General features: G+C 73.0%; 23 protein-coding genes and 1 tRNA gene. 9 read left to right on the top strand and 15 right to left on the bottom strand.

The genetic code is table 11. The features are described from left to right. Positions 1-217: 217 nt before the first annotated feature. Positions 218-1174: an SDR family NAD(P)-dependent oxidoreductase gene (locus DEU32_RS12975; protein WP_147281472.1), complete on the bottom strand. Its 957-nt coding sequence runs from the start codon at positions 1172-1174 to the stop codon at positions 218-220. 132 nt (positions 1175-1306) lie between these two features. Between DEU32_RS12975 and DEU32_RS12980 the strand changes: the two genes are divergently transcribed. The 3 genes from DEU32_RS12980 (at position 1307) to DEU32_RS12990 (ending at position 4065) form a co-directional block, all read left to right on the top strand. Continuing rightward, positions 1307-1570, top strand: a complete 264-nt coding sequence (locus DEU32_RS12980; RefSeq protein WP_058743194.1) for a hypothetical protein — start codon at positions 1307-1309, stop codon at positions 1568-1570. A 164-nt stretch (positions 1571-1734) separates the two neighbouring features. After that, positions 1735-3042 (top strand): PP2C family protein-serine/threonine phosphatase, encoded by a 1308-nt coding sequence (locus DEU32_RS12985; protein WP_114850924.1) that lies wholly within the window; start codon positions 1735-1737, stop codon positions 3040-3042. Positions 3043-3171: 129 nt separating this feature from the next. Beyond that, positions 3172-4065 carry a family 16 glycosylhydrolase gene (locus tag DEU32_RS12990; protein ID WP_114850925.1) on the top strand — a complete coding sequence of 298 codons (894 nt, stop codon included), beginning with the start codon at positions 3172-3174 and terminating at the stop codon, positions 4063-4065. Between the two features lie 61 nt (positions 4066-4126). On the opposite strand, the gene DEU32_RS12995 is transcribed toward DEU32_RS12990, so the two are convergent. Both DEU32_RS12995 and DEU32_RS13000 read right to left on the bottom strand, forming a co-directional pair. Then, complete coding sequence (locus DEU32_RS12995; protein WP_114850926.1) at positions 4127-4336, bottom strand: hypothetical protein; 210 nt, start codon at positions 4334-4336, stop codon at positions 4127-4129. A 23-nt stretch (positions 4337-4359) separates the two neighbouring features. Then, the gene (locus tag DEU32_RS13000) at positions 4360-4701 is read right to left on the bottom strand and encodes a DUF3140 domain-containing protein (RefSeq protein ID WP_114851001.1); all 342 of its coding nucleotides are present in this window, start codon (positions 4699-4701) and stop codon (positions 4360-4362) included. A gap of 151 nt (positions 4702-4852) precedes the next feature. Here DEU32_RS13000 and DEU32_RS13005 point away from each other — a divergent pair, with 151 nt between their 5' ends. The 3 genes from DEU32_RS13005 to DEU32_RS17225 all read left to right on the top strand — a co-directional run bounded on the left by DEU32_RS13005 (position 4853) and on the right by DEU32_RS17225 (position 7180). Further along, entirely contained in the window at positions 4853-6076 is a 1224-nt protein-coding gene (locus DEU32_RS13005; protein ID WP_114850927.1) for a zinc-dependent alcohol dehydrogenase, read from the top strand. Continuing rightward, entirely contained in the window at positions 6073-6978 is a 906-nt protein-coding gene (locus DEU32_RS13010) for an SDR family oxidoreductase (RefSeq protein ID WP_258554872.1), read from the top strand. The genes DEU32_RS13005 and DEU32_RS13010 overlap by 4 nt, the downstream gene beginning before the upstream one ends. A 61-nt stretch (positions 6979-7039) precedes the next feature. Then, on the top strand, positions 7040-7180 hold the full coding sequence (locus tag DEU32_RS17225) for a hypothetical protein (protein WP_167510052.1): 141 nt from the start codon (positions 7040-7042) through the stop codon (positions 7178-7180). 79 nt (positions 7181-7259) lie between these two features. Here the strand turns inward: DEU32_RS17225 and DEU32_RS13015 are convergent, their stop codons facing one another. The 7 genes from DEU32_RS13015 to DEU32_RS13045 all read right to left on the bottom strand — a co-directional run bounded on the left by DEU32_RS13015 (position 7260) and on the right by DEU32_RS13045 (position 13635). Beyond that, the gene (locus tag DEU32_RS13015) at positions 7260-7673 is read right to left on the bottom strand and encodes a VOC family protein (RefSeq protein WP_114850928.1); all 414 of its coding nucleotides are present in this window, start codon (positions 7671-7673) and stop codon (positions 7260-7262) included. A gap of 98 nt (positions 7674-7771) precedes the next feature. After that, complete coding sequence (locus tag DEU32_RS13020) at positions 7772-8545, bottom strand: FAD:protein FMN transferase (protein ID WP_258554873.1); 774 nt, start codon at positions 8543-8545, stop codon at positions 7772-7774. Beyond that, positions 8542-9078: an FMN-binding protein gene (locus DEU32_RS13025; RefSeq protein WP_258554874.1), complete on the bottom strand. Its 537-nt coding sequence runs from the start codon at positions 9076-9078 to the stop codon at positions 8542-8544. The genes DEU32_RS13020 and DEU32_RS13025 overlap by 4 nt, the downstream gene beginning before the upstream one ends. Continuing rightward, positions 9075-10514: a ferric reductase-like transmembrane domain-containing protein gene (locus DEU32_RS13030; protein WP_114850929.1), complete on the bottom strand. Its 1440-nt coding sequence runs from the start codon at positions 10512-10514 to the stop codon at positions 9075-9077. The genes DEU32_RS13025 and DEU32_RS13030 overlap by 4 nt, the downstream gene beginning before the upstream one ends. A 136-nt stretch (positions 10515-10650) precedes the next feature. Next, positions 10651-12099 (bottom strand): ATP-binding protein, encoded by a 1449-nt coding sequence (locus DEU32_RS13035; RefSeq protein ID WP_114850930.1) that lies wholly within the window; start codon positions 12097-12099, stop codon positions 10651-10653. Continuing rightward, the gene (locus tag DEU32_RS13040; RefSeq protein WP_114850931.1) at positions 12096-12776 is read right to left on the bottom strand and encodes a response regulator transcription factor; all 681 of its coding nucleotides are present in this window, start codon (positions 12774-12776) and stop codon (positions 12096-12098) included. The genes DEU32_RS13035 and DEU32_RS13040 overlap by 4 nt, the downstream gene beginning before the upstream one ends. Positions 12777-12885: 109 nt before the next feature. After that, positions 12886-13635 (bottom strand): VIT family protein, encoded by a 750-nt coding sequence (locus DEU32_RS13045; RefSeq protein ID WP_114850932.1) that lies wholly within the window; start codon positions 13633-13635, stop codon positions 12886-12888. Between the two features lie 160 nt (positions 13636-13795). On the opposite strand from DEU32_RS13045, the gene DEU32_RS13050 reads away from it, so the two are divergent. The 3 genes from DEU32_RS13050 (at position 13796) to DEU32_RS13060 (ending at position 17917) form a co-directional block, all read left to right on the top strand. Continuing rightward, on the top strand, positions 13796-14260 hold the full coding sequence (locus DEU32_RS13050; RefSeq protein ID WP_114850933.1) for a hypothetical protein: 465 nt from the start codon (positions 13796-13798) through the stop codon (positions 14258-14260). Positions 14261-14398: 138 nt separating this feature from the next. Beyond that, on the top strand, positions 14399-16777 hold the full coding sequence (katG, locus tag DEU32_RS13055) for a catalase/peroxidase HPI (RefSeq protein ID WP_258554875.1): 2379 nt from the start codon (positions 14399-14401) through the stop codon (positions 16775-16777). Positions 16778-16951: 174 nt separating this feature from the next. Then, positions 16952-17917 (top strand): helix-turn-helix domain-containing protein, encoded by a 966-nt coding sequence (locus tag DEU32_RS13060; protein ID WP_114850934.1) that lies wholly within the window; start codon positions 16952-16954, stop codon positions 17915-17917. On the opposite strand, the gene DEU32_RS17230 is transcribed toward DEU32_RS13060, so the two are convergent. The 5 genes from DEU32_RS17230 to DEU32_RS13070 all read right to left on the bottom strand — a co-directional run bounded on the left by DEU32_RS17230 (position 17902) and on the right by DEU32_RS13070 (position 20414). Further along, positions 17902-18039 (bottom strand): hypothetical protein, encoded by a 138-nt coding sequence (locus tag DEU32_RS17230; protein ID WP_181819290.1) that lies wholly within the window; start codon positions 18037-18039, stop codon positions 17902-17904. The two genes, DEU32_RS13060 and DEU32_RS17230, sit on opposite strands and share 16 nt — an antisense overlap. A gap of 102 nt (positions 18040-18141) precedes the next feature. Then, positions 18142-18303, bottom strand: coding sequence for a hypothetical protein (locus tag DEU32_RS17235; RefSeq protein WP_181819291.1), 162 nt, complete (start codon positions 18301-18303; stop codon positions 18142-18144). Continuing rightward, the gene (locus DEU32_RS17240; protein WP_181819292.1) at positions 18300-18446 is read right to left on the bottom strand and encodes a hypothetical protein; all 147 of its coding nucleotides are present in this window, start codon (positions 18444-18446) and stop codon (positions 18300-18302) included. The genes DEU32_RS17235 and DEU32_RS17240 overlap by 4 nt, the downstream gene beginning before the upstream one ends. Positions 18447-18703: 257 nt before the next feature. Continuing rightward, positions 18704-18776: transfer RNA gene (locus DEU32_RS13065), tRNA-Val, on the bottom strand. Positions 18777-18818: 42 nt separating this feature from the next. After that, the gene (locus DEU32_RS13070) at positions 18819-20414 is read right to left on the bottom strand and encodes a long-chain fatty acid--CoA ligase (RefSeq protein ID WP_114850935.1); all 1596 of its coding nucleotides are present in this window, start codon (positions 20412-20414) and stop codon (positions 18819-18821) included. Positions 20415-20589 lie beyond the last annotated feature (175 nt).

Here is a 20589-nt window from a genome sequence, read left to right on the forward strand (position 1 = left end):
ACGGGCCGCTCGCGGCGGCGGGTACCAGCGTGGCCAGGATCCGGACGGGAGGCACGGTGCGGGCTGGTGCCGTGCCTCCTGTCCGGCTCCTGCCGCCGACGCGACGTTCCTGCCCATGACACGCGCGATGGGAGGCAGGACCGCGCATGGCAGGCCGGGAGGAACGACCCACCACGAGCGGAACGGCATCCCACGAGCGGAACGGGCGGGGCGGGCGTCAGCGGCGGCGGAGCAGCACCGTGCCGACGAGCGCGGCGACGCCGGCCCAGAGCAGCGGGCGCGTGACCCGCCGGCGCTTCGCGACCCACCCGCCGTCGGTGGCGTTCGCGTGGTCCGCCGGGGCGTAGAGGTTGCCGTCGGTGGGGTCCTGGCGGCCGCGGAGGGCGAAGACCTCGACGGCGGGCCGGGTGATGCGGTGGAACAGCCACGGCACGACGAACTCGGCGGGCACGAGCGCGGCCTGCAGCCGCCCGACGTACCGGTTGCGCTTCGGGTGCAGGGCCTGGGCGACGACGGCCTTCGCGGCGCGCTGCACGGAGACGGTCGGCGGCAGCGGATGCGAGGCCTTGCCGGTGTAGTTCGCGCCGTTCTGGTAGATCGGGGTGTCGATCGTCGAGGGCAGCACGGCGCCGAAGCGGATCCGCGTGCCCTGGTGCTCGTCGGCGAGCACGTCCATCAGGCCGAGGGCCGCGTGCTTGCTCGTGACGTAGGCCGACTGGTACGGCGCGGACAGGAGCGACTGGATCGACCCGACGAGCACGTAGGTGCCCTCGCCCCGCTGCTGCCAGTGCGGGAGCAGGGCCTTCACGGCGTGGACGTGCCCGTGCAGGTTCGTGTCGACGACGCGCTTGAAGGCCTCGGTGGGCGTCTGTTCGAACAGGCCGTAGACGAACAGGGCCGCGTTGCCGACGAAGACGTCGATCCGGCCGTACCGTGCCGTCGTGGTGGCGACGAGGTCGGCGACCTGGTGCTCCTCGGCGACGTCGGTGGGGATCGCGACGGCCTCGGCACCGAGGTCCCGGCACTCCTGCGCCGCGTCCTCCAGGCTCTGGCGGCCCCGGGCGGCGAGCACGAGGGTCGCGCCCTGCCGGGCGAACTCGTGTGCGGCCGCCCTCCCGATGCCGCTCGATGCTCCGGTGACGACGACGATCTTCCCGCGGAACCGATGTGCCATGACCTCGGTGGTACCCGGACGCCGCTCCGCCGTCCCCCAGGCGTCGCGGTCCGCGGCCACGCCCGCACGCGTCGGACGTCGGGCCGAGGTGCCACGCTTCCGCGCGTCGGAGGGAGGTGCCACGATGGGCGCATGCCCCGTGACGACCTGACCGTCGAGGAAGCGACCGCGATCGCCGAGCACGCCCGCTCCGGTTCGCTGCCGCTCGACGACCCCGAGGTCCGCAAGGTCGTCGACCAGGCCAACCGGACCCTGGTGCGCGCGCAGATGTGGGGCGAGGACCGCAGCCCGAAGCTCCGACGGCGCCGGCGCATCATCGCGTTCGCCGCCCTGGCGATGGTCCTGGTCTGGGTCGTGGGGCTGCTCGGCCCGCTGCTGCTCCGGCTCGGTGTCTGAGCCGAAGCGCCTGAGCCGACGCGCCTGAGCCGACGCACCTGAGCCGACGCGCCTGAGCCGGAGCGCCTGAGCCGACGCGCCGCGGAAGCCGTACCAGTCCGACCTGCGCGACACCCCGGCGTCCGGAGTTGCCGAGTGATGCTCGAACCGGTTGACTCGGGCGGGTGACGAGCACCACCGACCGGAGCGGCGTGACGTCGTGGACGACCTCCGTCCGGGACGACACCGGACCGATCGTGCTGACCGGCGTCCGGGCCTCGTGGGAGCCCCTCGTCAAGCAGACCGTCGTCGCGGTCCTGGTCGTGGGCGCCGCGGTCGCGAGCGTCCTGACGCCCTGGCTCGAGGTCACCGACGCGCCGCTGATGTGGACCGCCGTCGGGCTCGTCCTCGTCGGGCTGCTCGGCGGCGGGCTGATGGCCCGCTGGCCGGCCGTCACCCGGGTGGAGCTCCTGCTCCCGGCCCTCGACTTCCTGGCCGTCGGCCTGCTCCGCTACGGCACCGGCGAGACGCGGTCGGTGTTCCTGGCGATCGTCGTCCTGCCGGTCATCTGGATGGCGACGAACCCCGGGCGCCGACACGTGGTCTACCCGCTGCTCGGCACCGCCGCGACGCTGCTCCTCCCCTACGTCCTGGACCCCGTGGCACCGCAGCCGAGCGAGCTGGTGCGGCTCGTGGTGGCGCTCCTCGTCTACGCCGCGGCCGCCGCGGTGACGAACGAGCTCGCCCGCCGTGCGGACCTGCAGCTGAACGCCGTGCAACGGAAGCGCCGGGTGGCCGAGGGTGAGATCGACCGCGCCGCGCTCGTCCAGCGCTCCCTGCTGCCGACGACGACCGCCGGGCTGCCGGACGAGCTGCGGGCCGTCGGGGTCTGCCTGCCGTCGCGGACGGTCGGCGGCGACTTCTACGACTGGTTCCCCACGGGCGAGGGCGCCGCCTTCACCCTCGGCGACGTGATGGGCAAGGGCGTCGGCGCCGGGATGATCGCGGCCGCCGTGCGGTCCCTGATCCGGAGCACCGTCGACGAGACCGACCCCGCGGTCGCCGTCCGCCGGGCGGCCTCCGGGCTCGCCACCGGCGGCTCGGACCTGACGAGCGGGCAGTTCACGACCTGCTTCCACATCCGGATCGACCGGGACGGGCACGCACGCTGGGTCGACGCCGGCCACGGCCTGACCGTCCTGCGTCGGGCGGACGGCTCCGTCCACCCGCTGCGCGCCGGGCACCTGCCGATCGGCGTGGGCACGACGTGGAGCGCGGTCACGACGTCCCTCGATCCCGGCGACGTGGTCGTGGCGGTGAGCGACGGTGTGCTCGACCTGTTCGGCGGCGACCTCGACGCGCTCGACCGGTTCGAGGCCTGGGTCGCCTCGCGCTCGCACGCGCAGGAGATCGTCGACGGGATCGCGGAGCTCGCCGCGTCGGGCGACCACCCGGACGACGTCACCGTCCTCTGCGTCGCGTACCGCCCCTGACCGAGGGACCGACGCGCACCCCGCCGGCCGTCCCCCGCAGGAGGGTCCGTCGAAGTGTGGACTGGTGTACGGTCCGCGTCCGGGCGATGATCCAGCGACCCGATCCGCCCGTACCCCAGGGACCACCCGATGCCCCAGCACCAGACCCCCGCTGCCGCGCGCCCGCTCGACCGGCGCCGTTTCCTCACCCTCGGCCTGACCGGGACCGCCGCCACCGCAGCCGCGGCGACCGCCGCCCTCGCCGCACCGGACGCCGCCGATGCCGCCACCCGCACCGCGGCCACCACGAGCACGACCACCCCGACCAGGCTGCTCGCCGCCGACGAGTTCGACGGCCCCGCCGGCAGCGCCCCGAACCCCGCGATCTGGCGTTTCGACACCGGTGCCGGCGGGTGGGGCAACCAGGAGCTCGAGACCTACACCGACTCCCGCCGGAACAGCGCCCTGAACGGCTCCGGCCAGCTCGCGATCACGGCGATCCGCGAGCCCGACGGCACCTTCACCTCGGCCCGGCTGAAGACCGAGAGCACCTTCACCGCACAGTACGGCCGCGTCGAGGCGCGCATCAGGATCCCTCGCGGGCAGGGCATCTGGCCCGCGTTCTGGATGCTCGGGGCCGACATCGGCCAGGTCGGCTGGCCCGCGTGCGGCGAGATCGACGTCATGGAGAACGTCGGGTACGAGCCGACCATCGTGCACGCCACGGTGCACGGCCCGGGCTACTCCGGCGCGAACGGCCTGTCCGCCGCGTGCACGAACCCGACCGGCGCCGCCTTCGCCGACGACTTCCACGTCTTCGGCGTCGACTGGCGCCCCGACTCGATCACCTGGCTGGTGGACGGTGTCGAACGCGGCACCGTCACCCGCGCCGCCGTGGGCACGAACCCGTGGGTGTTCGACAAGCCGTTCTTCGTCGTGCTGAACGTCGCCGTCGGGGGCACCTGGCCCGGGTCGCCGGACGCGACCACGCGGTTCCCGCAGCAGATGCTGGTCGACTGGGTACGCGTCTGGCAGCTGGGCTGACGCCGGTCGGGAGGCTCGTGGCGGGCGCCACCACCTGCCTTGTGTCCGGTGGTTGGTCGCGTCAGCGACGCTGGCGCGCCAGCAGCCAGAGGTAGGTGCTGTGCCCGGCGAGGGCCAGGCCGAAGAACACGGCGGCGACCGCGTAGACGCGGTCGAGCTTGCCCTGCCCGATCACGAGCATGACGACGCAGAAGACGACCGCAGCGGCGAGCACGCCCACCTGGATCGTCGACCAGATGCGGCGGAAACGGGGCATGCCGGAGTCGCTCACGTCTCCATCCTGCCCCAGTCCGGTCACTTCTCGGGGTCGTGGCCCCAGTTCATGAGCGAGTACCGCCACTTCGAGTCGTGCGTGTCGCCCTTCGGCTCCTGCTTGCCGTGCCGGGCGACGTACCCGACGACCTTCCGCATGTGGGCGTAGTCGTCGTCGGTGTAGTCGGCCTGCTTCTTCTCGAGGATCCGGACGATGTGCCGCCCGCTCTCGTGTCCGGTCGACTCGCCACCGCTCGCGGGCTTCTGGCCGACCTCCTTCGACTCGTCGGAGTCGAGCCACCGCTTCAGCTCCGACGCGGTCATGTTGACGGCGTCGGCGAAGTCGTCCCGGGTCTGCTGCTCGTCGTGCTGCTCGTCGCTCATGGCGGTCACGCAACCCGCGCCGCCTGGGCGCCGACGCAGGAGCGGTTGTCCCCCGAACCGGTGCGCACATCGGACGCCGCTGCAGGTGCTTCCAGGGCCGAACGGGTTGTGTGTCCCCCGAACCCACCACCGAGAAGGAAGCGAGAGCAGCATGCGCGCAGTGGTCTGGCACGGGATCGGCGACATCCGACTCGACGACGTCCCCGAGCCCACCGTCCAGCACCCGGAGGACGCGATCGTCCGGATCACCCGGAGTGCGATCTGCGGCACGGACCTGCACTTCGTGCGCGGGACCATGGCGCCGATGGAGGAGGGCACGATCCTCGGCCACGAGGCCGTCGGGGTCGTCACCGAGGTCGGCGACGCGGTGCGCGGCTTCAGCCCCGGTGACCGCGTGGTGATCAACTCGACGATCTCCTGCGGTGCCTGCCGGTACTGCCGGATGGGCAAGACCGCCCAGTGCGACGTCGCGAACCCGAACGGGCCGCAGGCCGGCACGAGCTTCTTCGGCGGCCCGCAGTCGACCGGCCCGGTCAACGGCCTGCAGGCCGAGTACGTCCGGGTCCCCTACGCGCGGAACACCATGCACCCGCTGCCCGAGAACGTCAGCGACGAGCAGGCGATCCTGCTGTCGGACATCTTCCCGACCGGCTGGTTCGGTGCCGAGCTCGCCGGGGTCACCCGCGGGGACGTCGTCGTGGTCTTCGGTGCCGGCATCGTCGGGCAGTTCGCCGCGGCGTCGGCGTACAAGCTCGGCGCCGGCCGCGTGATCGTCGTCGACGGGGACGAGACCCGGCTCGCGGCGGCCCTGGCGCAGCACTGCGAGGTCGTCGACTACAACCGCGAGGACCCGGTGCAGGCGATCATGGACCTGACGAACGGCATCGGCGCGGACGCCGTGATCGACGCCGTCGGGGTCGACGCCGAGCGCCCGAAGCGCGGCCCGGCAGCGGTGTCCGACGAGCAGGCCTCGCAGTTCGACGCCGAGGTCCAGCAGGTCGCGCCGGACGCGTCCCCGGACGGCTTCGGCGACCTCGAGCAGTGGAAGCCCGGCGACGGCCCGTCGCAGGTCGCGCAGTGGGCCGTTGCCTCGGTCGCGAAGTACGGCCGCATCGGCATCATCGGCGTGTACGGCCCGACGGCGGAGCGCTACCCGATCGGGCAGGCGATGAACAAGAACCTGACGATCCGGATGGGCAACTGCGACCACCACTCGGTGACGCCGCCGCTCATCGACCTCGTGGCGTCGGGGCAGTTCGACCCGACGGCGCTCATCACCGAGCACGAGCCGGTCGGTTCGGCGATCGAGGCGTACGAGGCCTTCGACCGTCGCGAGCCGGGCTGGGTCAAGGTCGAGCTGGAGGTCGCCGAGTGACCGGGCCGATCGACCAGTACGCGTTCGGGGACCCGCGGACGCGCTACCCGGACGTCTCCCCGGAGCCGCAGACCCAGGACGAGCCGGGTCTGCAGTCCGAGATGACCCCCGTGCCGGACCTCGGCGAGGACTCCTACCGGGGCACCGGACGCCTGGAGGGTCGGCGTGCGGTCATCACCGGCGGCGACTCCGGCATCGGTGCGGCCGTCGCGATCGCCTTCGCCCGCGAGGGTGCCGACGTCGTCCTGGCGTACCTGCCCGAGGAGCAGTCGGACGCCGACCACGTGGTCGAGCAGGTCGAGGCGGCCGGTCGTCGTGCCGTGACCGTCCCCGGTGACCTCCGCGACAAGGCGTACGCCGGGCAGCTCGTCGAGCGGGCGGTCGCGGAACTCGGCGGCATCGACACCGTCGTCAGCGTCGCGGGCAAGCAGCGCTGGCAGCCGGACCTGCTCGACATCACCGACGAGCAGTTCGAGACGACGTTCGACGTCAACGTGTTCGGGCTGTTCCGGCTCGTCAAGGCCGCACTGCCGCACCTCGAGCCCGGGTCGACGATCACGACGACCGCGTCGATGGAGGCGTACAAGCCCGCGCCGGACCGGCTCGACTACGCCGCGTCGAAGGGCGCCATCAACAACTTCTCGAAGGGGCTCTCGCAGCTCCTCGTGGAGCGCGGGATCCGCGTGAACGTCGTCGCTCCGGGACCCACCTGGACCGTCCTGCAGCCGAGCGGTGGTGTCGACCCCGAGTCGCTGCCGGAGTTCGGCAGCAGCGAGTCGCCGATGGGCCGCGCCGCGCAGCCCGCCGAGCTCGCCCCCGCCTACGTGTTCCTCGCCTCGCAGGAGTCGAGCTACGTCGTCGGCGAGACCCTCAACGTCAACGGCGGCATGGTCACCCCCTGACCGGGAATGCCGGAGCCGCCTCCGGCGTCGAACCATCCACCGACATGCGAAGGAGCACATCATGACCCTCGACCTCCACAAGGGGAACGGCGTCGACACCGAGCGCCGCTGGAACCCGACCACCACCACGCTGCGTGTGCTGCACGACGAGCCGCAGACGACCTTCGGTCGCTGGCTCGGCCAGATCAACGGACAGCACTGATCAACGGACGGGAGGCGCGGTGCCAGCTGGCACCGCGCCTCCCGTCCGTCTGCCGGTACCGCCTGCGGACCGGCGCGCGTCAGGCGGGGACGCCGCTGATGTCGACGAGCCAGGTGACCCCGAAGCGGTCGGTGAGCATCCCGAACGTGTCGCCCCACGGGGCATTCGTCAGCGGCTCGATGACGGTCGCACCGTCCGACAGGCCCTCCCAGTAGCCGGTGAGCCGGGCCTCGTCGTCGCCGCTCAGCGAGAGGGAGATGTTGCTCCCGGTCGGGGCGGGCATGCTCGACGGCGAGTCCGACGCCATGAGCGTCAGGTCGTCGGTTTCGATCTGGCCGTGCATGACCTTGTCGGCGTCCGCCGGGTCCTGGACCATGCCGCCCTCGGCGAAGGTCATCGTCTTCAGTTCGCCGCCGAAGACCGCGTGGTAGAAGCCGAGGGCGTCGCGGGCCTGGTCGTGGAAGCCGATGTACGGGTTGAGCGTGACGGACACGGGTGGTTCCCTCCGGGTCGGGCGGACGTCGTCGTCCGGTGGGCACCATGCTGGCAGGTCCCGGCCTGCCGCGGAAGTCTCTCGGGCAGCGCCGTCGGTCAGGCCGCGGCGGCGGTGACGTACGCGGAGGCGCCAGGGGTCGCCCACACACGGCCGTCCACCCCGAAGGCCAGGACGTCGACCGAGTCGTCTTCGGTCACCGAGCCGAGGTCGTGCTCGTCGCCCGCGAGGACCGCGGTGGCGAGGACGTCCGCGGTGACGATGTCCGACGCGACGAGGGTGACCTGCCGGAACACCGGCTCGGCCCGGCGCCAGACGTGTTCGCCGCGCTCGGCGGTGCCGGAGGTCGCGACCGCCCGACGGTCGTCGCCGAGCGGGACCACGCCGACGACTCGCGTGCGGTCGAGCGGATCGACGACGCCGACCTGCCAGGGGTCGTCGCCCTGCGTCCCGCTCGCGAGCACGTCGCCGCCGGCGGCGAGCATCCAGTCGGCGGACCCCGCCCGGGAGACGGCGTCGAGGACGGCTCCGGCGTCGCGGATCGCGAGGGCCTTCACGACCCCGGACAGGTCGAGTACGCCGTCCGGTCGGTGCGGGGTGAAGGCACCGTGCGTCCGCTCGCGCCAGTCGAGGGCGAGCGCGTAGGTGTCACGGACGTCCTGCGGTGCGGCCGCGAGCCGGAGCGTCCCGGCGGCGATCCGGCTGAGCGCGGAGTCCGGGTCGTACAGGCTGTACCGGCGGTCGTACGCGACGAAGACGTCCCGGACGGCGAGGGCGGTCGGGGCGTCGGCGCCGCGGAGGCTCACGACCGTGCCCATCGTCTCGAAGGTCCGCACGGCGGTGTCGGCCGCGGGCCCGTCGACGCGGCTCAAAGGCCCGCCTGGTCGAGGGCGGACTGCAGCGAGGTCGTGTAGCCCTCGCTCGTGTAGGTCGCACCGCTGACCGCCTGGATCGTCGCGGACTGCGCCTGCAGGGCCTCCTGCCGGAGGATCGGCGCGGCCTGCTGGCTGATCGCGACCGACCGGCCGTCCCGGTTCGTGAGCTGCAGGGCCTGGACGTCGGTCAGTTTCCCTCCGCTGACGGTCACCCGGACCTGCACGGGGCCGTAGCGGGTCTCGGCGGCGGTGCCGGTGTAGGTGCCGGACGCGCCGCTGCCGCCGGACGCGCTGCCGCCGCCGGCGGACGGGGCGGTGGTGGCCGGGGCGGTGGCGGTCGTGCCACCGGTCCCGGTGGCTCCCGTCGCGCTCGTCCCGCTCGTGCCGCTCGTGGTGCCGGAGTTCGTCCCGGCCGTGGTGCCCGACGCGGCGACCTGGGCGGGCTGGCCGCCGAGCTGCCACCCGATGGCGAGCACCGCGACCGAGGACAGCGCGCCGATGACGACCCCGCGGGTCCGCACGGCGGTCACGAGGCGAACCGTTCCTGGTGGATGCGGTGCTCGGGGACGCCGGCCGCGCGGGCCTCGGCCACGACGAGGTCCGTCCACACCTGCGGGCCGCAGACGTACAGGTCGGAGTCGAGCAGGTCCGGGAACACGCTCCGCAGGTGCACCCCGCGACGCAGGTCGTCCTCGGTCATCCAGCTCTCGACCGACCGGGCACGCGGCCCGACCATGCCGTACACACGACTGCCGGTACGACGGGCGAGCTCGGCGGTCTCCTCCCACAGGTACTGCTGGTCGCTGTCGGAGCCACGGAGGAGCACCGTCGCCTCGCCCGGACGCAGGTCGGCGTCCTCGAGCAGGGCGCGGATCGGGGTGATGCCGATGCCCGAGGCCACGAGCGCGAGCTTCGGCGCGGACCGAGCCTGCTTCGTGAAGACCCCGTACGGCCCCTCGAGCGAGACGGCCGTGCCCGGACGGATCCGACCGAGCCGCGCGGACCCCGCGCCGAGGTCGCGCACCGTGATGCGGGCGCCGTTCCGGCTCGGGACCGCGGAGAACGACACCGGGTGGGCGTGCCACCAGGTCTGCCGGCTCCAGAAGCGCCAGACGCCGTACTGGCCGCCGTGGGCACCGAGCGCGTCGAGGTCGCGACCGGCCATGTGGATGGAGACGACCCCCGGAGCGATCGGCTCGACGCCGACCACCCGGATGCGGTGCCGGAAGGTCACGACGACGGGCAGCACGAACCGGTACAGGGCGACGAGTCCGAACGCGGCGACGTACAGCGCGATCCAGTAGGCCCGCTGCCAGCTCCCCGCGCCGAGGACGCTGCCGGTGAGCATGTGCGGGAACGCGACGAGCACCGCCGCGTAGCTGAGCAGGTGGATCACGTGCCAGGCCTCGTACGGCAGCCGACGACGGACCGCGACGATCGAGGTGCCGACCACGACGACGAACAGGCCGATCGACAGGTACGCCAGCGGCATGTCCTGCGAGCCGAACAGCGCGACGGTCTCGGCGATCGGGCCCGTACCGTCGCCGATGCCGTACCCGAGCGTCAGCAGCGCACCGTGCGCGAGCAGCAGGTACAGGACCGGCTTGCCGAGCGCCCGGTGGTGCGCGATCGCCACGTCCTGCCCGATCAGGCGGTCGATGACCGGCACCCGCGCGGCCAGGACCAGCATGACGAGCACGAGGTCGGTCCCGATCAGCCCGGCGACGATCCCGCCCGCCTCGAGCCAGCCACCGATGCCGGCGACGGTGTGCGACCCCGGGGTCGCGAGCCAGAGCATGACCGCCACGGCCGCGGACAGCCAGGTCAGCACGGTCAGCAGGTCGACCCCGCGCAGGCGTCGACGGGTGGCGGCACGGCGGCGCTCGGCCGCGACGGGCAGCGGCTCCGGGGCCGGTGCTCGGTCGAGTGGTGTGCGGCGGGTGGTCGGCCGCGCGGTGTCGATCATCGGGTCGCTCCTGTCCAGCGGGGGTTCGGGTCCCTCACAGCATCGGAGCGCGACCTCGCAGGGACCTCGGAACGGGACCCGGACTTCGTTCGAGATCTCGAGTGCTCTGAGAACGGCTGTGGGTCGGAGCTCCTGGTCAGCGCCGCGGCAGCCGCACCTCGGCCTCGGCACCGCCGGTCTCCCGGTTGCGCAGTGTCGCCGAGCCGCCGGCGCGCTCGGCGGTGCCCCGGACGAGCGCGAGCCCGAGACCGCTGCCGCCCAGGGCGCTGTTCCGCGACGAGTCCGCCCGGGCGAACCGCTCGAAGGCGTGCGGCAGGAAGGCGTCCGGCACACCGGGCCCGTCGTCCACCACACGGAGCACGAGCTCGCCGTCCCGCTGCGCCAGGTCGACCTGGACCGCGCCTCCCGTCGCCGCGGCGAGGGCGTTCGCGGTGAGGTTGTCGACCACCCGGGCGAACGCCGACCGGCCGATCGCGTACCGGGCGTCGCCGACCGGGACCGCGGTGACGAAGTCGACCTCGGTGGTGACCGCCTCGGGCAGGGCGCGGGCGCGGTCCACGGACGCCATCAGCTCCGAGACCAGCTCGTCCGCCGTCGAGGTCACGTGGTCGTCGGCACCGTCGTCGAGCCGGCTGAGCTCGAGGAGCGACGCGGCGAGCGCCGACAGCCGGGCGGCATCCCGTTCGGCGGCGGTCAGGTCCCCCTCGAGGGCGGGCGCGTCACCGCTGTGCCGGTGGGCGAGCTCGAGTCGGGCGGTGAGGGCGGCGAGCGGCGTGCGGAGCTCGTGGGCGGCGTCGGAGACCATGCGGCGTTCCCGGGCGGCGTTCTCGTGCTGTCGGTCGACGAAGCGGTTGAGGGTCCGGGCGAGGGCGGCGAGTTCGTCCTCGGCGGGTCCGACGGGCAGGTGTCCGTCCGCTCCCCCGTCGCCGAGGTCCTCGGCGCGACGGCGCATCCGGGCGACCGGACGGAGGGCGAGTCCGGTGAGGAGCCAGGCGGTGCCGGCGAACGCGGCGACGGCGAGCAGGGTGCCGACGACGAGCGAACGGTCGACGCGGCGGATGGTCTCCTGCCCGGGGCGGGTGTCCCGTGCCGCCCAGACGACCGTGTCGCCGACCTGCTGCCCGGCGACGACGTAGGTGCGGCCGTCGGCGCGGACCTCGCGGGTCGCCGCGCGGTCGCCGTCCCCGTCTCCGGTGCTCTCCCGTCCGCCGTCCCGGTCCCGGTCCCGGTCACCGTCCCCGTCGCCATGGGACCGGCCGTCCGTGGGACCGGACGTGCCCGTGGTGGTGGGCAGCGCCTCCCGGACGGCACGCGGCAGGGTGTCGACCACCCAGCGGCCGTCGGCTCGGATGCCGACCAGCACACCGCGCGTGGGTTCGTCGGGGAGTTCGTCCGGGTTCTGACGCAGGTCCTGCACGAAGGGCGCCAGGTCGCTCGCGGCGAGCGAGCGGTCGGTGTCCTCGGTGGCGGTCTGGACCTGGTGGTGCAGCGCGACGGAGGCGGCTGACAGGACGACGAGGCCGACCGCGACGCTGCCCAGGGTGATGCGCGTGCGGATGCTGCGGCGGAGGAGCCAGCGCCTCACGGCTGCTGCACGTCCAGGGCGTAGCCGACACCGCGCACCGTGCGGATGGCGACGTCCGCGTCGGCGGCGGCGAGCTTCTTGCGGACGTAGCTGACGTACTGGTCGACGATCGTCGGGTCGAAGTGCTCGGCGCTCCCCCAGACCTCCTCGAGCACGGCCGTACGGCTCCGGGGTTCCGGGCTGCCCTGGATGAGGAACCGGAGCAGGGAGAACTCCTTGACGCTGAGGGGCAGGTCGCGGCCGCGCACGGTGGCGCGGACGGCGACGGTGTCGAGCCGGACGGCGCCGGCCTGCGCCACGGTGGGGGTGCCGGCGGCGCGGCGGCGCAGGTGGGCGCGGAGGCGGGCGTTCAGCTCGGCGATGGCGAACGGCTTGGTGAGGTAGTCGTCCGCGCCGGAGTCGAGCCCGAAGACGCGGTCGTCGACGGCGTCGCGGGCGGTGACGAGCACGACGGGCAGGTCCTTGCCGAGTTCCCGGAGTCGTCGGCACACCTCGAAGCCGCTCATCTCGGGGAGCATCACGTCGATGGCGGCGGCGTCGAAGTCCTCGGCGAGCGCCTGGCCGAGAGCGGCGTTGCCGTCCCGGACCAGGGTGACGTCGTGTCCTTCTCCGGTGAGGCCGCGTTCGACGAGCGTGCCCATCTCCGGATCGTCCTCGACGACCAGGATCTTCGCCATCGTGTGTCCTCTCCTGGTGTCCGTCAGGTGCGGTTCCGGCCGGCGGTGTCGGCCGGCGGTGTCGGTCGCCGTCGGCGCCGACGACGGTCGGTGTCGTGCGGCGCCGGGGTCAGACGACGCCGCTCGTGCCCAGGAGCGATCCGATCAGGAACGTGGCCGCCAGGGCGAGTGCCCCGCCGACGACGACGCGGATGGTCGCCCGGAGGACGGACCCCCCACCGATCTTCGCACCGAGTGCCCCGGTGAGCGCGAGCGCGAGGAGCACGACGACGAACGTGACCGGGACCCGGGCGGCGTCGGGCGGCAGCAGGATCGCGAGGAGCGGCAGGAGTGCGCCGACCGAGAACGCGACGGCCGAGGCGCCGGCTGCGTGCCAGGGACTGACGACCTCGTCCTCGTCGATGCCGAGCTCGGTGGTCAGGTGCGCGCGGAGGGCGTCCCGGTCGGTCAGCTCCGCGGCGACGCGCTCGGCGGTGTCCCGCTGGAGCCCGCGGTCCTGCCACAGGCGGGTGAGCTCCTCGAGCTCGGCGTCCGGGTCCTCGGCGAGCTCCCGGCGCTCCTGCTCGATCAGGGCGCGCTGGCTGTCGGACTGGCTGCTCACCGAGACGTACTCGCCGAGCGCCATCGACACCGCCCCTCCGACCAGGGCCGAGATGCCGGCGGTGGCGATCGCGGGAACCGAGGTCGACGCACCGGCGACACCCACGACGATGGACGCGGTCGAGACGATGCCGTCGTTCGCACCCAGGACGCCGGCGCGGAGCCAGTTCAGCCGCGACGACAGGTCGCCCGTGTGGGCCTCGCCGGGGTGCGGCTCGGCAGCCGATGACTCGGCGGCGCGGGACTCGGGTTCGCTCATGGGTCCGAGTGAACCAGGTCCGACAGCCCGCGTTCGTGTGTGGTTTCGAGTGATCCCGGAGTGCGCTGATCGGCCCGTCGTGCGGGCGGTGTGCGGACACAGCCGGTTGCCTGAGGGCGAGGCGTCGGACGGACCGGCGCGCGAACCGGAAGGCCCCCTCGTGAACTGGCAGTTCGACGGCGTCCCGCTGCACCCCCTCCTCGTCCACCTGACCACGATCTCGGTCCCGGTCGCCGCCCTGAGCGCCATCGTGGTCGCCGCGTGGCCCGTTGCCCGACGGTGGCTCGCGGTCGGTGCGCCGATCATCGCGCTCGTGGCCCTGGTGTCGGTGCCCCTGGCGACGTCGTCCGGCGAGTGGCTCGAGCACCGGGAGAAGGAGAGCGCCCTGCTCGAACGGCACACCGAGCTCGCGGACGGACTGCTGCCGTGGTCGATCGCGGTGTTCGTGCTCGTGACGCTGTGGTGGGGCTGGCACCGGTTCGCCGCACCGCGCGTGACGAACACCGGGTTCGTGCGGGCCGTCGGCGTCGTGGGTCCGGTGCTGCTCGTGGCCGCAGGGATCGGCTCGATCATCGAGGTCGTCGTGATCGGCCACGCCGGCGCCGTGTCGGTCTGGAAGGGCTGACCGCCACACGGCACGACCGGGGCGGTCTGGACGGCCTGACAGCCTCCGACCGCACCCCTCCCGTGCTCCTCCCAGGCGGGGAGCGAAGCGTGGCCACCGGCCCCCGCGTTCCGCGGACAGCATCGAACAGGAGCAGCGTTGAGCGAGAACAGCACGACCAGCAGCAACGGCGACGCGGACCACCGCAACGCCGGACACGGCGGCGCGGACCACCGCGACGCCGACGGCACCGACACCTGCAGCTTCCACATGGCCGGCTCCCTGCCGGCCGGCGGCGATCACCTGGGCGGCTCCTTCGGGCAGTCGCCGACCCTCGAGGCCTGGTACCCCCAGCGGCTCCGCGTCGAGCTCCTGCACCGCAACGGGGTGGACGCCGACCCGCTCGGTCCCGACTTCGACTACGCCGCGGCCTTCGCGACGATCGACCTCGAGGAACTCAAGCGCGACATCAAGACCCTCCTGACGACCTCGGTCGACTGGTGGCCCGCCGACTACGGCAACTACGGCCCGCAGATGATCCGGATGGCGTGGCACGCCGCCGGCACCTACCGCATCGCGGACGGCCGCGGTGGCGCGGGGACCGCGATGCAGCGGTTCGCGCCGATCGGCAGCTGGTGGGACAACGGCAACACCGACAAGTCCCGCCGCCTGCTCCAGCCGATCAAGCACAAGTACGGCAACGCCCTGTCGTGGGCGGACCTCATGGTCCTGACCGGCAACTGCTCCCTCGAGCTGATGGGGCTGCCGACGTACGGCTTCGGCGGCGGCCGGCTCGACGCGTGGGAGCCGGACGACGGCACCTGGTGGGGCCCCGAGGTCTGGGACCCGCACGCCGTGACGAGCATGGACGAGATGGTGAGCCGCGACGAGCGCTGGCACGGCCAGAACGGCGACGCCGACTACGACCTGCAGAGCCCGCTCGCCGCGTCGCACCAGGCGCTCATCTACGTGAACCCCGAGGGCCCGTACGCGAACGGTGACCCGCTCGGCTCCGCCCGGGACATCCGGATCACGTTCACCCGGATGGCGATGAACGACGAGGAGACCGTCGCCCTGATCGCCGGTGGCCACGCGTTCGGCAAGAGCCACGGCATGGTGCCCGCCGCGAAGATCGGCCCGTCGCCGGAACTCGCGCCGATCGAGTCGATGGGGCTCGGCTGGCACAACCCGCAGGGCGCCGGCAACGGCAAGGACACCTCGACGAACGGCATCGAGGGCAGCTGGACGCAGGACCCCACCCGCTGGGACAACAGCTACCTGGAGAACCTGTTCGGCCACGAGTGGGAGCAGACCCGCAGCCCCGCCGGCGCCCTGCAGTGGACGCCCGTCGACGCGGACGCCCCGCGCACGCCGGACGCCCACGTGCCCGGCGAGACCCACGCGCTCATGATGATGACGTCGGACCTCGCGCTGAAGGTCGACCCGGCCTACCGCGAGGTCTGCGAGCGGTTCCTCGCCGACTTCGACCTGTTCACGACCGCGTTCTCGAAGGCCTGGTACAAGCTGACGCACCGCGACATGGGGCCGAAGCACCGCTACCTCGGTCCGGAGACGACGATCTCCGACGAGCTGCTCTGGCAGGACCCGCTCCCCGACGCGACGGGCGCGCCCCTCGGCGAGGCCGACCTCGACACGCTCCGCCAGGCGGTCCGCGACACCGGGATCTCCGCCTCGGACCTCGTCGTCACCGCGTACTCCGCCGCGTCGACCTACCGCGACAGCGACAAGCGCGGCGGCGCGAACGGCGGCCGGATCGCCCTCGCCCCGCAGAAGGACTGGCCGGTGAACCGCCGGACCGTCCCCGTCGTCGAGGCGCTCCGCGGTGTGCAGGCCGACTTCGCCCGCGGCGGTGGCCACGTGTCCCTCGCCGACCTCGTCGTCCTCGCGGGCTGCGTCGGTGTCGAGGACGCCGCACGCGCCGCCGGTGTCGAGGTCACCGTGCCGTTCACCCCGGGCCGCGTCGACGCGACGCAGGAGCAGACCGACGTCGAGATGTTCGAGTGGCTCCGCCCGGTCGCGGACGGGTTCCGCAACCACGTCTCGGATCGCTTCGCGGACTTCGCCCCCGGGGTCGCACCGGAGGCCGTCTTCCTCGACCGCGCGAACCTCATGACGCTCACCGCACCCGAGTGGACGGTCCTGACGGGCGGACTCCGCGTCCTCGGGGCCAACTGGGACGGCTCGTCGACCGGCGTCCTGACCGACCGGGTCGGAGCGCTGACGACGGACTTCTTCGTGAACCTGACGGACACCGACCTGGTGTGGACGAAGACCGACGACACCGAGACGACCTTCACCGGCACGGTGCAGCGCACCGGCGAGGAGCGCTGGACCGCGTCCCGCGCCGACCTGCTGTTCGGCTCGAACGCGCAGCTGCGGTCGATCGTCGACGCCTACGCCGGCAGCGACGGGCACGAGCGGTTCGTCCGCGACTTCGTCGCGGCGTGGGACAAGGTCATGATGCTCGACCGGTACGACGTCAAGGGGCACCGTCGGTACGGACCGATGGCGGCGTGAGCCGTCGACGCAGCGGCGCGAGCCGCGCACGTGGCGCGACCGCGTGACGGACGGGAGGCGCGGTGCCAGCCGGCACCGCGCCTCCCGTCCGTCCGTCGGTCACCATCCACCGTCCGCACTCGCCCCCGGTGTGGGGCATCGACCGTCGGTGGAGACCGGCAGAATGTGGAGGGCATGCCCACCGATGCCGCGCTCCCGCACGACGTCGACCGCCGCAGTACCTCCATCGACGAGGCGGTCGCGTTCTACGAGCGCGTCTACGACAGCCCGGACATCAACGTCGGGCGCGCGGTGGGCGACGGCTTCTCCTGGCGGTACCGGGCGGTCGGCGACGACGAGGTCACCGTCGGCACCTCGTCCGTGGGCGCGAACCGCTGGGGCACGGTCGGCCAGGGGACCGGGTACGTGCTCGCCTGGGCGACGGCTCCCGGGCTGACGCTCGACTCGGAGTCCCGCGACCCCCTGCAGATGCAGCCCGGCGTCCCGGTGATGTACCCGGTCGGACGCGACTTCGCGTTCGAGGCACTGCCCACCACGCAGCACCTCATCCGGTTCGACAGCGACTTCCTCGAGTCCGTCGCCGCAGCCCGTCGCGCCACCGTGCCCGGACCCCTGACGTTCACCAGCACGACGGACGCCGCGCACCTTGCACACCTCCGTGGCCTGATCCGTGCCGCCGCGCCGGAGCTGCTCGACCCCGGCACCGACCGGGACCGCCGCGCGGCCCTCAACATCCTCGTCGCCGAGTCGGTCGTCGACGCGTACGACGCCGCCCCGACGGTCGACGTGGCCCTGTTCGAGGGGCCGGCGACGATGCGGTTCGCGCAGGAGTGGATGATCGCGAACGCGCACCGCCCGATCACGGGTACGGACGTCGCCCGCGCTGCCGGCGTCAAGGCCCGTGCCCTGCAGGCGACCTTCCAGCGGCACGCCGAAACCACGCCGATGGCGTTCCTCCGCCAGGTCCGCCTGCACCGGGTGCGGGCACAGCTGGTGGCCGGTGACCCGACGACCACGACGGTCGCGGCCACGGCGGGCGCGTGGGGGTTCGCGCACCTCGGTCGGTTCGCCGCGTTCTACGCGCAGTCGTTCGGGGAGCGCCCGTCCGAGACGCTCCGTCGGGGTCAGCGCCTGGGCTGACCGGGCTCCACGTCCTCCGGACGGTCGTCGTCGAGGGTCTCGACGGGCGCGAGCGAGTTCACGAACTCGTCCACGAACCGCTGGTGGTCGTGGTCGTGTGGTCCGGGCTGCTGGGAGTGCACCGTGCCACCCTAGGCCTGTTCGCTAGAGCGTCTAGCGATTCGTCCACCCGGCGCGGCGGGCGTGCTGCGCGTCGGGCGCGCTGCGCGTCGGAAGCGCTGCGTTCAGGGCGCGACGAAGAAGTCGCCGTACGTCGGTTCGACCGGCACGTCCTCGTGCAGACGCCGCAGGACCATCGCCGCGATCTCGTCCGGGTGGCTCATCCCGCGGCGGTGCCACTCGACGGCCTGCGACCGGGGGTCCTCGGCGTGCTCGTGTCCGGTCACGCCGGCACCAGGACGACGACGAGGACCGATGCGGCAGCGGTGGCCAGGGCGAGCCCGAGCGCTGTGGCACCCGCGGCGACCAGGCGCAGCCGAGGCAGGCCGCGGTGCGCGACGTGGATCGCGGGGATCGTCGTCGGCTGCATGTCGGACCGCCTCACTGGTGCGCCGGGGAGCGCTCGTCACCAGCATGACCCGTCGAGGTTAGTTTGCCTAACTACGTTCGGGAACCGGATGGCGGGCGACGCGGAGCGCAGGACCCGGACGGATCGGTGTCCCGCATCGCCGCCTACCGATCGGCCGGCGCCCGCACCGAGTCTCGGCCCCAGCGACGAGTTCCGCGTGCCCGGGCACGAGACTCGTCGCACCGCCCGAGACTCGGCCGGCGCCGGTCGCGCACCAGTGGGCCCTGCCGGGATCGAACCGACGACATCCACGGTGTAAACGTGGCGCTCTACCAGCTGAGCTAAAGGCCCCTGCCTCCGATCCTACCGGGACCGGTCAGCGCTGCCGACCCGTCAGGCGTCCCCGAACCGGTCGACGAGCTCCCGCTTGAGCACCTTCCCGCTCGGCCCGAGCGGCAGCGCGTCGAGGACGTGCACGACCCGCGGGTACTTGTAGACGGCGATCTCGTCAGCGACGAAGTGCATGAGCTCGTCCGTGGTGACGGTCGCTCCGTCACGCAGGACCACGGCCGCGGCGACCTCCTGCCCGTGCACCTCGTGCGGGATCCCGAACACGGCGGCCATGGTCACGTCGGGGTGCGACGCGAGGACCTCCTCGACCTGCCGCGGGTACACGTTGTAGCCGTTCCGGATGATCATGTCCTTCGTCCGGTCGACGATCGTCAGGTACCCGTCGTCGCCCTTCGTGCCGAGGTCTCCGGTGCGGAACCATCCGTCCACCATCACGGCGGCGGTGTCCTCCGGGCGGTTCAGGTACCCGTTCATCAGGTTGTGCCCGCGGATCACGAGCTCGCCGATCTCGCCGTTCGGCAGGAACCGGACGGCGTCGGTGACCTCGGGGTCGGCGATCTCGATGTCGACGCCCCAGATCGGCGTCCCGATCGTCCCGGGGTGCGGCGCGGTGCCGACGTGGTTGAAGGACGCGACGGGCGAGGTCTCGGTCAGGCCGTAGCCCTCGTGGATCGGCGCGTCGTACACCTGCTGGAACTTCTCGAGCACGGCGAGCGGGAGCGATGCGCCACCGGAGATCGCGTAGCGCAGGGCCGGGCGGGCCTCGCTGCGGGTGGCGGCGTCGAGCAGTGCCATGTACATCGTGGGGACGCCCATGAAGATCTCGCAGCCGTGCTCGACCATGGCGGCGAGCGCGGCGTCGCCGTCGAACTTCGGCAGCATCACGATCGTCGCACCGGCGCGGAAACCGGTGTTCATGGTGCAGGTCTGGCCGAAGGTGTGGAACAGCGGGAGCGCACCGAGCAGGACGTCGCCGCGGTGCATGTCGAACGTGCTCATCAGGTTCGTGTTGACCTGCTCGAGGAGCGCGAAGTGCGATCCCTCGGCGCCCTTGGGGCGCCCGGTCGTGCCGCTCGTGTAGAGGATCGTGGCCGAGTCGAACGGGTCCCGGGGCACGTACGTGGTGAGGGGCTCGCTCGACCCGGCCAGTGCCTCCAGTCGGTCGTGGCCGTCCGCGGAGTCCTCCGGCGCGAGCACGGTGACCACGTCGACACCCGCGAGGTCGGCGCCGGCGGCGCCCTCGGCGAGGAGCGGGGCGGCGCAGACGAGCAGTCGTGCGCCGCTGTCACGGAGCACGTACTCGATCTCCTTCCGCTTGAGCAGTGCGTGCACGGGGACGACGACCGCGCCGAGCGCGAGCGTGGCGTAGTAGACGCGGGCGAAGTCGGCGACGTTCGGGACGAGCATGGCGACGCGGTCGCCCTCGGCGACCCCTCGGGCGCGGAGCGCACCCGCGTAGCCGAGCGTCTCGGCCCACAGCTCGGCGTAGGTGGTCCGGCGGCCACCCACGACGACGGCGACGTCGTCGGGGTAGCGGCTCGCGGACTCGGCCAGGATCGCGGCGACGGATGCGGTCGCCTGCGTGGTGCGCGTTCCGGCGACGGTGCTGGACGCGGGGTGCTCGGTGGTGCTGGTCATGCTGACCTTCCGTCTCGTGTGACGACTGCTCACGACGGAGCCTACGTCCCGGCCGCGGGCGGCGTCCGTGCGCCCCGCCGGATGCGCCGCGCCGGAAGCACGTGCCGTGTGGGCGCCTTGGGCGCCCACACGAGTCCGGGCCGTCCCGCTCGGACGGTGCCGTGCGCCTGTACCC

This window comes from Curtobacterium sp. AG1037, assembly GCF_003349855.1.
GTDB lineage: Bacteria > Actinomycetota > Actinomycetes > Actinomycetales > Microbacteriaceae > Curtobacterium > Curtobacterium citreum.